Origin of the sequence: Sutterella wadsworthensis 2_1_59BFAA (assembly GCF_000297775.1) — a bacterium.
Taxonomy (GTDB): Bacteria; Pseudomonadota; Gammaproteobacteria; order Burkholderiales; family Burkholderiaceae_F; genus Sutterella; species Sutterella wadsworthensis_A.
Map to the genome: position 1 here is coordinate 15,877 of NZ_JH815517.1, position 14,331 is coordinate 30,207.

Annotated in this window: 13 protein-coding genes; 5 read left to right on the top strand and 8 right to left on the bottom strand. The window is 61.9% G+C overall.

Translation table 11 applies throughout. The features are described 5' to 3' along the window. The first annotated feature begins 7 nt into the window (after positions 1 to 7). The 3 genes from typA (at position 8) to dusA (ending at position 3,323) form a co-directional block, all read left to right on the top strand. Positions 8 to 1,864, top strand: a complete 1,857-nt coding sequence (typA, locus tag HMPREF9465_RS07380) for a translational GTPase TypA (protein WP_005435585.1) — start codon at positions 8 to 10, stop codon at positions 1,862 to 1,864. Next, positions 1,857 to 2,261 carry a YchJ family protein gene (locus HMPREF9465_RS07385; protein ID WP_051009050.1) on the top strand — a complete coding sequence of 135 codons (405 nt, stop codon included), beginning with the start codon at positions 1,857 to 1,859 and terminating at the stop codon, positions 2,259 to 2,261. Before typA ends, HMPREF9465_RS07385 begins: the two co-directional genes overlap by 8 nt. Positions 2,262 to 2,336: 75 nt before the next feature. Next, a complete protein-coding gene (gene dusA / locus HMPREF9465_RS07390) occupies positions 2,337 to 3,323 on the top strand; it encodes a tRNA dihydrouridine(20/20a) synthase DusA (RefSeq protein WP_005435589.1) in 987 nt (328 codons plus the stop codon). A gap of 58 nt (positions 3,324 to 3,381) precedes the next feature. Here the strand turns inward: dusA and HMPREF9465_RS07395 are convergent, their stop codons facing one another. From HMPREF9465_RS07395 to lpxK, 8 genes are all read right to left on the bottom strand, one after another. Beyond that, positions 3,382 to 4,683 carry a hypothetical protein gene (locus HMPREF9465_RS07395; RefSeq protein ID WP_005435591.1) on the bottom strand — a complete coding sequence of 434 codons (1,302 nt, stop codon included), beginning with the start codon at positions 4,681 to 4,683 and terminating at the stop codon, positions 3,382 to 3,384. 150 nt (positions 4,684 to 4,833) lie between these two features. Continuing rightward, a complete protein-coding gene (locus HMPREF9465_RS07405) occupies positions 4,834 to 5,361 on the bottom strand; it encodes an HNH endonuclease domain-containing protein (protein WP_005435593.1) in 528 nt (175 codons plus the stop codon). Next, entirely contained in the window at positions 5,324 to 6,562 is a 1,239-nt protein-coding gene (locus tag HMPREF9465_RS07410; protein ID WP_005435595.1) for a class I SAM-dependent methyltransferase, read from the bottom strand. Before HMPREF9465_RS07410 ends, HMPREF9465_RS07405 begins: the two co-directional genes overlap by 38 nt. Positions 6,563 to 6,572: 10 nt before the next feature. Beyond that, entirely contained in the window at positions 6,573 to 8,012 is a 1,440-nt protein-coding gene (locus HMPREF9465_RS07415; RefSeq protein ID WP_005435597.1) for an FAD-binding oxidoreductase, read from the bottom strand. 114 nt (positions 8,013 to 8,126) lie between these two features. Then, the gene (gene adk, locus HMPREF9465_RS07420) at positions 8,127 to 8,780 is read right to left on the bottom strand and encodes an adenylate kinase (protein WP_005435598.1); all 654 of its coding nucleotides are present in this window, start codon (positions 8,778 to 8,780) and stop codon (positions 8,127 to 8,129) included. Positions 8,781 to 8,919: 139 nt separating this feature from the next. After that, positions 8,920 to 9,690, bottom strand: coding sequence for a 3-deoxy-manno-octulosonate cytidylyltransferase (gene kdsB / locus HMPREF9465_RS07425; RefSeq protein WP_005435599.1), 771 nt, complete (start codon positions 9,688 to 9,690; stop codon positions 8,920 to 8,922). Between the two features lie 7 nt (positions 9,691 to 9,697). Next, the gene (locus HMPREF9465_RS07430; RefSeq protein WP_005435607.1) at positions 9,698 to 9,916 is read right to left on the bottom strand and encodes a Trm112 family protein; all 219 of its coding nucleotides are present in this window, start codon (positions 9,914 to 9,916) and stop codon (positions 9,698 to 9,700) included. Between the two features lie 135 nt (positions 9,917 to 10,051). After that, positions 10,052 to 11,086: a tetraacyldisaccharide 4'-kinase gene (gene lpxK, locus HMPREF9465_RS07435; RefSeq protein ID WP_005435609.1), complete on the bottom strand. Its 1,035-nt coding sequence runs from the start codon at positions 11,084 to 11,086 to the stop codon at positions 10,052 to 10,054. Positions 11,087 to 11,973: 887 nt separating this feature from the next. Here lpxK and xseA point away from each other — a divergent pair. Beyond that, positions 11,974 to 13,500 carry an exodeoxyribonuclease VII large subunit gene (xseA, locus tag HMPREF9465_RS07440; protein WP_196793873.1) on the top strand — a complete coding sequence of 509 codons (1,527 nt, stop codon included), beginning with the start codon at positions 11,974 to 11,976 and terminating at the stop codon, positions 13,498 to 13,500. A 132-nt stretch (positions 13,501 to 13,632) separates the two neighbouring features. Further along, positions 13,633 to 14,214 carry a superoxide dismutase gene (locus HMPREF9465_RS07445; protein WP_005435613.1) on the top strand — a complete coding sequence of 194 codons (582 nt, stop codon included), beginning with the start codon at positions 13,633 to 13,635 and terminating at the stop codon, positions 14,212 to 14,214. Positions 14,215 to 14,331: the final 117 nt, after the last annotated feature.

The following is a 14,331-nucleotide window of genomic DNA, read 5'->3' on the forward strand; positions in this document are numbered from 1 at the left end:
GAAAAAAATGACTCGAGCTATTCGTAACATTGCGATCATCGCGCACGTCGACCACGGCAAGACCACGATGGTGGACTGCCTGCTTCGCAGCGCCGGCACCTTCCGCGCCAATCAGCAGGTTGCTGAACGCGTGATGGACTCCAACGATCTGGAACGCGAACGCGGCATCACCATTCTCTCGAAGAACTGCGCCGTCGAATACGAAGGTACGCACATCAACATCATTGACACCCCGGGGCATGCTGACTTCGGCGGTGAAGTTGAACGCGTCCTCTCCATGGTCGACGGCGTGCTGCTCCTCGTCGACGCCGTTGAAGGCCCGATGCCGCAGACGCGCTTCGTGACCCGCAAGGCTCTCGCCCAGGGCCTCAAGCCCATCGTCGTCGTCAACAAGATCGACCGCCCGGGCGCCCGTCCCGACTGGGTCGTCAACCAGACGTTCGACCTCTTCGACAAGCTCGGTGCCACGGAAGACCAGCTCGACTTCCCCGTGATCTACGCCTCCGCTCTCAACGGCTTTGCCGGTCACACGACCGACGTCGAAGAGCTCAAGCAGATCGGCAACATGCGCGCCGTCTTCGACGACATCATCAAGTACATCCCCGTCCGTGACGACGATCCCGACGGCCCCCTGATGCTTCAGATCTGCTCGCTCGACTACTCGAGCTACGTGGGCAAGATCGGCATCGGCCGCGTGCATCGCGGCCGCATCCGCCCGAACATGGACGTCGCGATCATGAACGGTCCGGAAGACACCCCGAAGCGCGTGAAGATCAATCAGGTCCTGAAGTTCGAGGGTCTCGAGCGTCAGCTCGTCGATGAAGCCGAAGCCGGCGACATCGTGCTCGTCAACGGCATTGAAGAGCTCTCCATCGGCACGACGATCACCGATCTTCAGCAACCCGAAGCCCTCCCGATGCTCAAGGTCGATGAGCCGACCCTGACGATGAACTTCCAGGTTAACTCCTCTCCGCTCGCCGGCCGTGAAGGCAAGTTCGTGACGTCCCGCCAGATTCGCGAACGTCTCGAACGCGAGCTCAAGTCCAACGTCGCCATGCGCGTGCGTAACACCGACGACGAAACCGTCTGGGAAGTCGCCGGTCGCGGTGAACTTCATCTCACGATTCTTCTCGAGAACATGCGCCGCGAAGGCTTCGAACTGGCCGTCTCCCGTCCGCGCGTCCTTCTCAAGGAAGTCGACGGCGTCAAGATGGAACCGTACGAACTTCTGACGGTCGACGTCGAGGAAGAGCATCAGGGTTCCGTCATGGAAGAGCTCGGCCGCCGCAAGGGCGACCTGCAGGACATGCAGCCGGATGGCAAGGGCCGCGTCCGCCTTGAATACCGCATTCCCGCCCGCGGTCTCATCGGCTTCCAGAGCCTCTTCATGACGATGTGCCGCGGCACCGGCATTATGAGCCATGTCTTCGACGACTACGGTCCCATCAGCCGCGGCGACATCGGTGAGCGCCGCTCCGGCGTGATCATCTCCCAGGACGACGGCGATGCCGTGGCCTATGCTCTCTGGAAGATTCAGGAGCGCGGCCGCCTCTTCGTCTCCCCGGGCGACAAGCTCTACGAAGGCATGATCATCGGCGAGCACGCCCGTGAAAACGACATCGTCGTGAACCCGATCCGCGGCAAGCAGCTCACCAACATCCGTGCCTCCGGTACGGACGAAGCCATCCGTCTGGTGCCGCCTGTCAAGCTCACGCTGGAAAGCGCCGTCGAGTTCATCAATGACGACGAACTTGTCGAAATCACGCCGCACTCCATCCGCCTGCGCAAGCGCTATCTGAAGGACTTCGAACGCAAGCGCGCCGCCCGCGCCGTTCAGAACGAATTCGGCGAGAAGGATGAGTAAGAAGAAGTCGAAGGGGTGTGATGCGGCCTGTCCTTGCGGGAGCGGGCTCGCACTCGCAGCCTGTTGCGGGCGTCTTCATGCGGGTGTGCCCGCAGAAACGCCCGAGGCTCTGATGCGAAGCCGCTATTCGGCATATGCTCTCGATCTCGACGCCTATGTCCTAGAGACGTGGGCGCCTGAAACGCGGCCCGCCGTCCTTTTCGAAGATGGCGAGGAACGGCCGAAGTGGCTTTCCCTCGTCATTCACTCCTCTTACGAGGAAGGGGCGGAGGGCAGAGTCAGCTTCACCGCGCGCGGCAGGACCTCTCAGGGCGCCTTCAGGTTGGAGGAGAACAGCCGCTTCCGTCTTGAGAACGGCCGATGGCTATATGTCGACGGCACGTTTGACGACAGGTAAGATCTCGACTTATGAGCCGCCCTTCGGGGCGGCTTAATTTTTATTCAACAACACTTGTTTACGGAACCGACTTTCATGCCTCTCAATCCCGGGGACTGGCGCTTCACCGTGGCGCCGATGCTGGACTGGACAGACCGGCACTGCAGGTACTTTCACAGGCTGCTCACGAGCAGGGCTCGCCTCTACACCGAGATGGTGACGACTGGGGCGATCATTCACGGCGATCGTGACCGCCTGCTCGGCTTTTCACAGCCGGAGCATCCCGTCGCACTGCAGTTGGGCGGCTCGGATCCTGCCGATCTGGCGGAGTCCGTCCGAATTGCATCAGCTTACGGTTATGACGAATACAACCTCAACTGCGGATGCCCTTCCGAGCGTGTGCAGAAGGGAAGCTTCGGGGCGTGTCTGATGCTCGAGCCTCAGACCGTGGCCGCCTGCGTCAGGGCGATGCAGGACGTGACGGACAAGCCCGTGACGGTGAAGCACCGCATCGGGGTGGATGATCACAACGAATACGGCTTTGTGCGCGACTTCGTGGGCACGGTCTACGATGCTGGTTGCCGCGTCTTCATCGTTCATACGCGCTCGGCCTGGCTCAAGGGGCTGTCGCCGAAGGAGAATCGAGAGGTTCCTCCGCTTGTTCGCGAGACTGCCTTCAGGCTCAAGAAGGACTTTCCCGACACGGTGATGCTGATCAATGGACAGATCGCCTCCCTCGACGAGGCGAAGGCGCTTGTTGATGCAGGCATGGACGGCGTGATGGTGGGACGCGCGGCCTATCAGAATCCCTGGATGCTCGCCGGCGTCGACGAGGTGCTCTACGGTGTTGAGCACGACGTGACGCGCCTTGAATGCGTTCATCGCATGACGGCGTATCTGGAGGAGAACTACAGGGACGACGTGCACGCCATCCGTGCCGTGGCTCGTCATGTGAACGGTCTGGCTCAGGGGCTGCCCGGCGCACGCAGATGGCGTCAGGTGCTTTCCGATCCTGCGGCCATCAAGGACAGGGGAGCGGGGCTCATTCAGTATGCATGGGAGGAGGCCTTCGGCGAAGGCTGATGACGGCATGAAAAACGCCAGGGTGAAAGCTCTGGCGTTTTCGTACGCGAAAGGATGATCAGCGCTTCTTGGCGGGCGTCCTGCGTGCCTTGCCAGAGGCGGCCTTCTTGGCCTGAAGGGCGCGGGCGCGGCGCGTCACGTCGCTTTCATTCGCGGCTTCCCAGGCCTTGCGGCGCGGGCGGGAGGCTTCGATGGCGGCCTTGACGGCCGTCGCTGCGGTCTTGTTGAAGCGGTACTGGCTGTCTCGGATCCTTTCATTCTTGAGCCAGACGGCGGTGGGAATGACGCGGGTCTTGCGGCTCGTCGGCGTGAGCTCCTCGGCGAAGGCCGGCATGAGCTTGCCGCGGTTGGCAGTCATGAGGCCGATGCTCAGGGAGTCGATGAGCGTGGGAAAGTCGACCGTCAGCGTGCGGGTGCCGTTGAGGTAGCGAAGGTCCCAGCGGGCCTTTACGACGGGGTCGGGCTTGCTTCGCTGGCAGAAGATCGTGCCGGACTTCGTGTGATAGACGTTGACGAGGCCGTTCTGCGGCAGTTCCACCGTGCGGGTCTTTGTTCCTCGGCGCGTCTTGATCTTTTCCTTGCCAGTCTTCTTCTTGATGGTCTTTTCGAAGCGAAGGCCCACGGGCGTGACACCGTCGCCGGGAAGCACGTTGAGACAGTATGGCGTTTCCTTCGTGAAGCGCTCGGAGAAGTCCTCGATGTTGTTCGAACCCGTGAAGGCAGTGTGGCTCAGCGCGAGCAGCTCGTCCTGAATGATCCAGAGCGTGGCGGCATAGGCTACACTGCCTGCGGGGAATCGCTCCTCGCCCATGAAGAGCGCGGCCTTGGTCGGCATGTTGCCTCGGGTGCGCAGGAAGTCTCGGATTTCCTGACCGGAGACGTCGTAGGCCTCCAGCGTGACGCGAAGCTCGAGTTTTTCCCTGCCGTCGAATTCGATGACGACGTGGTCGCCCTCGGGGCGGAGTCCTGTCGGATTTTCAGGCGGAACGCGTCGGCCGTCTCTCATGATGCCGACGGCACCGGAACCCCAGGAGAAGCCGTGAGGCTTGCCGAAGGCGTAGTCCTCTTCGACCTTGTAGCGGTTGTTTTCACGGATCAGGTCGGTGATGCGGAACTGCGCGCCTTCATCATCGTCGAAGAAGAAGATGCCGTCGCCCTTGAAGGCATCGACCACGGGCATGGGAATGCGCTTGGCGGTGAGAGGCGTGGCGGGGGCGGCGCGGGCGCCGAGATTGCTGAAGGTGGCGGGGCGGATGTTTTCCTCACGGGGGGCGGCGGTGGTCGCACAGCCTGTGAGCCAGAGTGCCGCAGCGGCGGAAGCGGAACCAATCAGCGCGCGGCGCGTGATGTGAACAGACATTGGGGGAGTCCTCACAGAGTTTGCAGTGTTTGTGCGCAGGCGTGCGAAATGCATCTTCTGTTGCCTATGGGCGACGGAAGGCGAAGGCCTGTCGGATGAGGATAGCAGATCGGGTGACGGGCGGACGCCGTTCTCAGGTAAGGAGGCGTTTCAGGGCCATCGGGCGGACTGAAGTTGTCTCGCCGCCATGTCGGCGGTTTCCAGAAGTGCGTCGAAAAGCGGGGTTTCCCAATGCAGTTTGGGAAGCGGCGTTCGGGTGAGCGCTATTTCAGCTTCACTGGCGAAGCGGGTGGGAGCGAGCGAGGAGAGCAGGGCCCAGTTCGAGAATATTTTGTCGCGCGAGTCATGCAGAATGTCGGCGGACGGAATGGCGTCCGACTTTCTTCCGTTTTCCACGCGGTCGGTGGGCATGAGGTTCCAGAGGTCGTTGCAGTGAAAGCGGGCCCAGGGCAGCATGTGGTTGACGGCCAGCGTCTGCGCCTTGAGCGGCGTTCCGCTCCAGATGCTCCGAAGGGAGCCTCGGCTGATTGCAGCCTTGTAGGCGCTTGCGGTAAAGTCCGTGTCGCGGGCGGACTCCGGCGGCAGAAGGCGCACGACGATGTCGGCCTGCGTAAGGGCGTGCTCAGCGCTGCACAGGGATTCAAAGCGTGCGGAGAGTCTGGCCCACTCGAGAATCAAGCTGTCCTCGAGCCAGGGGGGCGATGCGGTTGAGTTCGAGCCAGAGTTCGGCGGGAAAGGCGAGGAGACCGTAGCGTTCGATGATTGATCCGCGTCCTGTAAAAGGAGGCCTGCGACCGGTGTGCGTGGCGACGTAGGTGAAAACGGGGTTCCTGCCGTCATCCTGAATGTAATGGATGGGCCCCTTGAGAGCGGTCGTGACGACATCGTCGAAGAGCTGTTGAAGCAGTGAGGTCTGATCCTTTGAACGTGCCTCGTTTCGCATCAGGGATTCAAAGACGCCGTATTGGCTATGACATTTTGTCATGGTCCGTTCGAGCGCAGTGCCGAAGCCGAGCTCTCTGTTCTGATGGATCTGTCTGGGCATGCGGGGGCCGCTGGCGAGCTGCCAGTAGTCCCTGATCCATCGTTCGGCGATGAGGCCGAGCGGCACCAGAGCTTTGCCATTGTCGAAGCGGACGCTGCGCGGCATGGTGCGGTTGATGTCGCAGAGTGCGCGTAGGAGCGCGAGCTTGTAGGTCGAGGTTTTGGCATCCTTTTCGAGAATGTGCCTGAATCGTCTGTTGCTCAGTTCGCTTTGTGAGTCGCGAAGAAAAACGCAGGACGCCCATCTGCACTCGTGACCGGGAGAGCCGACGCCGTCCCGGATTTCCTGCGAGGCCAGCCGAAAGCCCATGCGCTCGAAGAGCGTGGCATAGTCGAGCGAATCGCGCAAGAAGGTCTTGCGATCTGGATCCCCCTTGTGGTCAAGAGGCACGACGACGATCAGCGTGCCCTTGTCCGTGACCGCACGCTCCATGAAGCATGCGGCTTCATAGAGTTCATGGTCGGACAGATGCTGAAGAACTCCGCAGGTGTAGACGGCGTCAAAGCGGGGGAGACGGGCGAATAGTGCGTCTTCGGAAGCCTTGTCGGGAGGAAGGCAAAGCAGGGAGAAGGAGGGCGACTCGGCGCCGAGGAGGGCCTGAGCTCTGGCCTCGGCGAGCTTCAGCAGCGGCCCGCTCCCGTCCGTGGCTTCGACGATGGCGTCGAGGCCCGACATGAAGCGGGCATCTCGGCCCGATCCGCAACCGAGCTCTAGAACGCGGCTTCCCTTGGGTATCCATCGGGTGAGGAGCGTTTGAATCTCTTGGGGCGTTTCACCCTCATAGAGCCTGAAAAAGGCCTCGGAACGTGTTTCGTAAGCGGACGGCATCGGCATGGCGCACTCCTCAGATCTCGACGATGCGGCCCGGATTGAGACGGTTGTCGGGGTCGAAGGCGAGTTTCAGGGCACGCATGGCGGCCAGCTCCTCCGGTGTCTTGGTGCGCTTGAGCTCCTGCGTCTTGAGACTTCCGACGCCGTGCTCTGCGGCGATGGAGCCGCCTTCGGCAAGGACTCGGTCGTGCACGAGCCTGTGAACGGCTTCTTCATGCGGGAAGGCGATGCCGGCGGGACCGACGTTGAAGTGCAGGTTCCCGTCGCCGTAGTGGCCGAAGACGGAGGGCTTTACGCCCGGGAAGGTCTCCTCAAGGGCGGCGCTTGTTTCCCTGATGAAGCGGACGAGGCTTGAGCGCGGGACGCTGATGTCGTGCTTGACGTTTCCGCCCTCACGCTTGACGGCGGAGGGAATGGTCTCACGGCAGCGCCAGAAGGCCTCGCGGTCCGATTCGCTGCGGCTAACGGCACCGTCGAGAATCAGTCCGTTCTCGAGAAGCGGTGCCAGAACGCCCTCGAGTTCTTCTGAGGATTCATCGGAATCCCGTCGCCAGTCGGAGACGTCTAGAAGCACCTGCCAGTCGGAAAGAGGGACGGGGGGCGTCATGCCCGTGACGGCCGAGAGCGATTCGAGCGGCGTGCGACCGATGAGTTCGAAAGCGGTGAGACCGGGGCCGAAGGCCGCCTCAAGTGTTTCAAAGAGCGTTTCAACGTCTTCAAGGCGACGAGGCGTGATCCAGGCCGAGACGATGGAGCGGGGCATGGGCTCGAGCGCGAGGACGGCTTCGGTGATGACGCCGAGCGTGCCTTCGGATCCGATGAAGACGTCCCGCAGGCTGTAGCCTGAATTGTCCTTTCGAAGCCCCTTCATGAGGTCGAGCACTTCGCCTGAGGCGAGCACGACCTTGAGGCCGAGCACCTGACGCCGCGCCATGCCGTACCGCAACACGTGCACGCCGCCCGCATTGGCGGCGATGACGCCTCCTGTCTGGCATGAGCCTTCGGCGGCGAGCGACAGGGGAAGAAGGCGCCCTGCATCCGAGGCGGCCTTCTGTGCATCCTGCAGAACGACGCCGGCCTCAAGCGTGATCGTGTTGTTGACGGTGTCGACATTCAGAATGCGCTTCATGTGGCCGAGCTGAAGGATGAGAGTTCGTCGTGCTGTCTCTGCGGAGGCGCCGGGTTCAGGCGTGGCGCCTCCGACATTGCTAGTATTGCCGCCCTGCGGGATGACGGAGAGTCCGTATGCGGCGGCAGTCTTCATGACGAGAGAAACCTCTTCGGTCGAGGCGGGTCGCACGACGGCAAGCGCTTCGCCTTGTCTGCGTCCTCTGCCGTCCAGAGCGGCGGCGGAGATGTCGGCGGGATCGGTTATGAGCCCCGTGTCGCTCACGGCGGAGCGGAGTACATCGATGATTTCTTGATAGGCAGGCATGGCGGAGGACGGTTTCATTGGAGGAATGCCTCAATCATACCTTCGGGGAGGGGATGAAGAGCGGGGCCCTCCAAAAAGGAAAAGCCCGAAGCGGGTGCTTCGGGCTTGAGCGTTGTCGGCGAAGGTGCGGAATTACTTCAGCGCTTCGAAGACGCGGGCCGTGATGGCGTCAATGGCACCGAGACCGGAGATGGCGCGGTACTGCGGAGCGGTCTTGTCACCGGACTTGGCGAGGTCGCTGTAGAAGCCGACGAGGGCTTCCGTCTGGCTGTGGTAGACGTCGAGACGCTTGCGAACGACTTCCTCGCGGTCGTCGTCACGCTGGATGAGCGGATCACCCGTCACGTCGTCCTTGCCTTCAACCTTCGGCGGGTTGTACTTGATGTGGTACGTGCGGCCGGAGACGGGGTCGACGCGGCGACCGGACATGCGTTCAACGATTTCGGCGTCAGGCACCTGGATTTCGAGAACGAAGTCGATCGGGATGCCTGCGGCCTGAAGGGCTTCAGCCTGCGGAATCGTACGAGGGAAGCCGTCGAAGAGGGCGCCGTTCACGGCGTCGGGCTGCGTGAGGCGGTCCTTGACGAGACCGATGATGATGTCGTCGGAGACGAGCTGACCCTTGTCCATCACGGCCTTGGCAGCCAGACCGAGCGGGGTGCCCGCCTTGACGGCGGCACGAAGCATGTCGCCCGTGGAGATCTGGGGAATACCGAACTTTTCGCAGATGAACTTGGCCTGCGTGCCCTTGCCGGCACCGGGAGGCCCAATCAGAATCAGACGCATTGGAATGCTCCTTCGATTATGTAATGAACGACGCCGGAGATTTCCGGCGGCCTGCCGTCCGGGGGAACGGCGGAGAATAAGCAAATTTTATCCCGAATCCGCATGAAGTCAAAGACCGTGCACGTATTCGCAACGGGAATCAGACGGGCGCGCCCTTTTCGAAGATCGCGCGCACACGGTCAAGATCCTCCTGAGTGTCGACGCCCGCAGGAAGGGCGGCGTCAAGCACCATGACCGCAATGCGCTCGCCGTAGTAGAGGGCGCGAAGCTGCTCCAGACTCTCGAGCTTTTCCAAAGGAGCCTGAGGCAGGGTGGGAAAGCGGCGCAGGAAGCCTGCACGGTAGGCATAGAGACCGAGATGGTGAAGCGGCGCGAAGCCTTCGGGGAGACTTTCCTTTGTTTCTCGGAAGTGGTCTCTGGGCCAGGGAATCGGAGCGCGGGAGAAGGTGAGGGCGGTGCCGCGGTCATCGAGCACGACCTTGACGACGTTGGGATTGAAGAAGCTCTCGACGTCGTGGATGGTGTGTGCGGCAGTCGCCATGGCGCAGTCGGGCCTGGAGGCGAGCAGGTCGGCCACGTCTCGGATGATGTTAAGCGGCATCAGAGGCTCATCACCCTGAAGGTTGACGACGATCTCGTCATCGGCAAGGCCGATCTTGGCGACGGCTTCGGCAAGTCGGTCGGTGCCCGTCGGGTGATGGGGATCCGTCATGATCACGTCAAGGCCTGCGGCTGCGCAGGCCTCGTAGACGGACGCATCGTCCACCGCCACGACGACCCTGTCCGCGCCGCAGGAGAGGGCGCGCTCGGCGACTCGGACGATCATCGGTCTGCCGCAGATGTCGGCGAGCGGCTTGTCGGGAAGGCGCGAGGACTTGAGGCGCGCAGGAATGATCACGGTAAAGGACATGAGAACCTCACTTGGGATCGAGTGCGGCCGAGCGCTCGGAGTAGTGGCGCGCCTCGTTGTCGCTCAGGCTGCGGGCGGCGTTGCGAAGCATCACGGGAATGTCGTGGCGGACTTCAAAGGCGAGGCGGCAGCGCGGGCAGACGAGCTCGCGGCGCTCGCCGTCGCCCTGCAGAAGCCTGCCCTTGCAGACAGGACAGACGATCATGTCGTTGAGTTTGGCGGACATTGTTCTCAGTATCCCTTTCGGAAAGGATTAAAACCAACATTTTACCGCTCGTGGTGGGGCGGAAACCATAATAAAAACGCCTCGAACCGCATCAGGGGATGCGGGAGGCGCTTTCCATGGCTTGCTGAAGCGAGGTCAGTGCCTGCCTGCGGCGTCGCGGGCGCGCTTGTCGATCAGGTCGATCAGGTAGGAGTCGAGCTTGACTTCAAGACCGACGACCCAGATGCGCTTGTCGCCTGCGAGCGCCGGATCGTGGCGGCACTTGACGGCGTCCTTGCCCGTGATGAAGATGATGTCCTCGGTGCGGTTCGCAAAGGGATTCTCGGCGAAGTCGAAATGGTCGCCAAGCTCGAGCTCGGCTCCCTCAATGTCATGGGCGCGGATCATCGCGAAGAAGCGTCCCGGAGCGGCGATGCCGGCAGCGGAGAGCGGCTTGAGTTTTTCGGCGTGAATCCTGTCGGCAAGCTCGTCGATGAGGGCGGTTCTGCCGGTCGCAAGCTGCGTGCAGGCGCCGAAGCAACTCGAGGCGGCGAAGCGCGGCGTCCTGCTTTCGACGACGGCTTCGTTCGATGTATTGAGAACGATGGCGTCCACGGTGTCGAGACGGGAGGGAGGCTCGCGCAACGGGCCCGCGGGAAGCACCCAGCCGTTGCCGAGGCCGCGCGCGCCGACGACCGCGATTTCGACGTCGCGGGCGAGAGCCGCATGCTGCAGACCGTCGTCGCTCACAATCAGATCCACTTCGGGATGCGCCTCGAGAAGCGCTCTGCCCGCTTCAAATCGGGCTCGACCGACGGCAACGGGGACTCCAGTTTCCCTTGCAATGAGAAGAGGCTCGTCGCCGGCTTCGGCGGCAGGAGTCTCCTCGTTGATCAGTCGAATGCCGTCTTCGCGGCGTCCGAAGCCGCGGGAGATGACGCCCGGGCGCCAACCGCGTGCCTGAAGCTCGCGGACAAGGGCGATCGTCACGGGCGTCTTGCCCGTGCCGCCGACATAAATGTTGCCGACCACGACGACGGGGACAGGCAGACGGTTGGGCACGGTACGCTCGCGGCGCGAACGACTGACGGCGAGGAAGACGAGGGAGAGCGGAGAAAGAAGCCAGGCCACGGGGCCGCGGGAGGCCCACTGGCGGTGAGCCCAGGCTTCAAGACCGGCGCGCCATGTCATGAGAGCACCTCCGCATGGATGTGCGAACAAACGGACGCTGCGGCGTATGCCGGCGGGATGGTCGAGGAAAAGGGTGTAGGGGGTGGCTTGTCGGACATGACGTTGATGGAAGAGCGCATGCAGTTGCGCGGGAGCGGTAATGATAAACGGTTTTCACCCCCCGGTGCGCGCCGCAAGGGCGCTTTTTGACGACAGGGACGGGGCTTTCGGCATCGGAAGTTATCCACGATGTTGTGGATAACTGTGTGGACAAGTCGCTGGCTTTTCCACGCTCGCTCTCTACCAGAGCTTGCAAAAGACGGGCGAAGAGGGCGAAGACTTCTCCCCTCGGTTGAAAAACATTTGAAAATCAAGCGATTGCGTATTTTGTCAGTGTTCGGGGCCTTCCTACTCAGATGCGACTTCGTGACTCGCCTACTGTTGCAGGGATGTGGACAACCCTGCCGATTTTCTTTCTGTCCCTATTGACTTTTTTATGAAAATCTGCATGTCCGTCGGTACCGTCGACGTGAGCATTAGGCGTTTTCCCCAGAGGCTGTGAGTAGCTCTGTGGATAAGTCTGTTTTTTGATAGTTAACATCATGAAATAAAAGGTAAAAGTGCCAACTGCCTAATTTTTGTGCAAAGTGTGGAAATTTCAGGCTTTGGGACTCGGATTGGCCTGCGGGGCGGATGCGCCGGAGCGCCTGACGAGCACGGGCAAAGGGTAGAATGGACGTTCGCAGACTCCGACAATTATCCACAGGCTTGTACACAGGGACCTTATGCCCGATTATCCCTTTCTTTTTGATGACGAATGCTTTAGTCGTCCCGCCTCCGCTCGTCCGTCCGTACCGCTTCGCAGGGAGCCGGCCCGATCTGAAAACGTTCTGGGGGTCGGGGCTGCGGTGGCTCGAATCCGCAGTGCGCTCGGCGGCATGCTGGGCGGTGTCTGGGTGTCGGGGGAGGTGAGCAACCTTTCGATGCCTGCGTCGGGGCACGTATATCTGACGCTCAAGGACAGGGACGCCTCCATCAGATGCGCGTATTTTGCCGGCAGCGCCAGACGTCATCCCGCAACGTTTAGAACGGGCGACAGGATCGAGGTGACCGGGGCTGTGGACGTCTATGCCAAAAGCGGTGATCTGCAGATCAAGGTGACGGACTGGCGCCATGCTGGTGCGGGGGCGCTTTATGAAGCCTATCTGAGGCTGAAGGTCCGGCTTTCCGCGGAGGGACTCTTTTTCGAAGGCCTAAAGAAGCCGCTTCCCTTTTTCGTGAGGCGGGTCGTCGTGGTGACGAGCGCTCAGGCGGCGGCACTGCAGGACGTCCGAAGGACGATCGACAGGCGGACGCCGTGGGTGAGGCTCATGCTTTCGCCCGCCTATGTGCAGGGGGAGTCGGCTCCTCTGTCGCTTATGGCTGCACTCGATCGTGCGGATGCGGCCGGGGCCGACGTCATCCTGCTCGTTCGCGGCGGCGGCTCCTTCGAGGACCTGTCCGCCTTCAATGACGAGCGTCTGGTGAGGAAGTTGAGAAGCCTGAAGACGCCCGTCATCGCGGGGGTCGGTCATGAGTCCGACGAAACGCTCGCGGCGCTTGCAGCCGACGTCTGCGCCTCCACGCCCACCGCCGCTGCGGAGCACATCGGTCCGGACATTCACTACTGGCGCTCGCTTCTTGATGACTTCGAAGAGCGCATGACGCTGGCCGTGGACAGAAAGACGGATGACGCAGGACAGACGCTCGACCGGCTCGAGGCAAGGATGAGCAGGCAGGACGGCTTCCTCTCAAGGCAGGAGGGGAATCTTGTGCGCAACGGGATGTTGCTCGAACGTCTTGCCGCAGGCAGCCTGCAGGGGCGCGAAGCGCGCCTCGAGACCGCAGGTTCGGGGCTCGCAGGCATCGGCGCCCTGCCCCGGAGGCGCAGCGTACAGCTCGAAGCGCTGGCGCAGCGTCTGGAGGATGCATCGGAGGGAGTGCTCGGCACACGGGCGCGCAGGCTCGATCACTTCGCTCTGTGCCTGCAGTCGCCGGACGCCGTGCTGCGGGCCAGAAGCGTCAGGCTGACGTCTCTGGACAAGACCCTTGAACTCGCGGCGGAACGCGCGTGCAACGCACAAAGCCGGCGCCTGGACCAGACCCGGACAGGTCTGGCGGCTGCCTTCGAGCAGTCGGCATACAGGAAGGACATGGAGCTCAGGCTCCTCGAGAGGAGACTTCCCGACATGGAGAGGCGCCTCGACGAGGCTGCGCTGCACCTGCGGGCGCTCGGACATGCACTCGCAGGACTTGATCCCGACAAGCCGCTCAAGCTCGGCTACGCAAGAGTCGAACTTGCGGACGGAACGGTTACTGCAGCCGCCGAAATCGCGACGGGGGACGAACTCACGCTCTGCTTCGCTGATGGCAGCAGGAAGGCCGTGGCGAAATGATCCTGCAGACAAAAGGGAGCCTGTTCGTGTGAAGGTTGTATCCAAATATTAGGAGTCTATATTGGCAGATCTTTTATGATAAACTTCATTTATCGAAACTCAGATCCCGACAGGTTCGGGGGAGATACCAACATGTTTACTCTGCCTGCTCTTCCTTATGCGCTCGACGCCCTCGAGCCCGCCATGAGCCGTGAAACCCTGGAATTCCACTGGGGCAAGCATCATCAGACCTACGTCAACAATCTGAACGGCCTGATCGCCGGCACGGACTTCGAAGGCAAGTCCCTTGAGGAAATCATCCGCACCTCCACGGGCGGCGTGTTCAACAATGCGGCCCAGGTCTTCAACCACACGTTCTTCTGGCAGGGCCTCAAGCCGCAGGGCGGCGGCATGCCCGAAGGCGCCCTTTTTGAGGCGATCAATGCAATCTGGGGTTCCTATGACGCCTTCCGCAAGGCCTTTACGGCCTCCGCTGCGGGCAACTTCGGTTCCGGCTGGACGTGGCTCGTGAAGAATGCCGACGGCACGCTGGCCATCGTCAACACGAGCAACGCCGGCACGCCGCTCACGGGCGATCAGAAGCCGCTTCTCGCGCTGGACGTCTGGGAGCACGCCTACTACGTCGACTACCGCAACGCCCGTCCGAAGTTCATCGATGCGTTCTTTGACAGCCTCGTGAACTGGGAGTTCGCTCAGCAGAACTTCGCCGCATAAGGACGTTCGATTCATGATGCTCGGAAGGGCGCCTTCTCAGGAAGGCGCCCTTCCTGCGCTTCAGGGGACGGGACTTTGGGCGAGGTGTGCTAATGTCTCGTACATAGTCGGTCTCCT

Coding starts and splice junctions, on each gene's coding strand:
- typA (WP_005435585.1), top strand. CDS start 8: ATGACTCGAGCTATTCGTAACATTGCGATCATCGCGCACGTCGACCAC.
- HMPREF9465_RS07385 (WP_051009050.1), top strand. CDS start 1,857: ATGAGTAAGAAGAAGTCGAAGGGGTGTGATGCGGCCTGTCCTTGCGGG.
- dusA (WP_005435589.1), top strand. CDS start 2,337: ATGCCTCTCAATCCCGGGGACTGGCGCTTCACCGTGGCGCCGATGCTG.
- HMPREF9465_RS07395 (WP_005435591.1), bottom strand. CDS start 4,683: ATGTCTGTTCACATCACGCGCCGCGCGCTGATTGGTTCCGCTTCCGCC.
- HMPREF9465_RS07410 (WP_005435595.1), bottom strand. CDS start 6,562: ATGCCGATGCCGTCCGCTTACGAAACACGTTCCGAGGCCTTTTTCAGG.
- HMPREF9465_RS07415 (WP_005435597.1), bottom strand. CDS start 8,012: ATGAAACCGTCCTCCGCCATGCCTGCCTATCAAGAAATCATCGATGTA.
- adk (WP_005435598.1), bottom strand. CDS start 8,780: ATGCGTCTGATTCTGATTGGGCCTCCCGGTGCCGGCAAGGGCACGCAG.
- kdsB (WP_005435599.1), bottom strand. CDS start 9,690: ATGTCCTTTACCGTGATCATTCCTGCGCGCCTCAAGTCCTCGCGCCTT.
- HMPREF9465_RS07430 (WP_005435607.1), bottom strand. CDS start 9,916: ATGTCCGCCAAACTCAACGACATGATCGTCTGTCCTGTCTGCAAGGGC.
- lpxK (WP_005435609.1), bottom strand. CDS start 11,086: ATGACATGGCGCGCCGGTCTTGAAGCCTGGGCTCACCGCCAGTGGGCC.
- HMPREF9465_RS07445 (WP_005435613.1), top strand. CDS start 13,633: ATGTTTACTCTGCCTGCTCTTCCTTATGCGCTCGACGCCCTCGAGCCC.